The organism is Lentibacillus salicampi (assembly GCF_004565465.1).
Lineage (GTDB): Bacteria > Bacillota > Bacilli > Bacillales > Amphibacillaceae > Lentibacillus > Lentibacillus salicampi.
In genome coordinates this window covers 1-549 of sequence record NZ_SRHY01000131.1, presented here as the reverse complement: position 1 = coordinate 549, position 549 = coordinate 1, and the positions used below count along the sequence as shown (strand labels likewise).

Sequence of the window (549 nt, the reverse complement as noted above, 5' to 3'; positions counted from 1 at the left end):
CCTGTAAAGCCAGCAACAAAAAAAAGGCCGTCTGAAAACGTTTCAGACGGCCTTTAAACTTATTTTAAAAAATCATGCAAAAAGTGCTTGCATTATCGGCATGATTATAATATTATAACCATATGGCAGCAGCGCCCCAGCCGCCAAATCCGACAAACAGGGGCGAAAGGAAATCAAAATGCAAGCTCAAACCACCCTCACCGGCGCCACCCGCAAAAACTTCAGCCGCGCCGAATTTAAAGCCGCTTATCGCGCCCGCCGCATTGATTGGCAAGCCGTAAAACCTGCCACTTGGACTTTGGCACACGGTGCCGCCATGTATGCTTTGGGCGGTGATTGCCGCGTAGGCAAAGATGAGTCTAAACGCCGCTGCTACCGCATTAAATATCTGGCCGAAGCAAACCGCAACCGCCACGCCGGCATCGACACAAGCGGTTATGATTTCCTGTAAAGCCAGCAACAAAAAAAAGGCCGTCTGAAAACGTTTCAGACGGCCTTTTTGCATGGCGCAAAGCCTAACCGGCGTTGCTGTAGCTGGTAAAGCTGTAG

The 549-nt window shown here is 50.1% G+C and carries 1 protein-coding gene; it reads right to left on the bottom strand.

Features of this window, described 5'->3' with window-relative positions:
- Positions 1–112 precede the first annotated feature (112 nt).
- On the bottom strand, positions 113–549 hold a 437-nt coding region (locus tag E4U82_RS19690; protein ID WP_209300616.1), incomplete at its 5' end, for a hypothetical protein.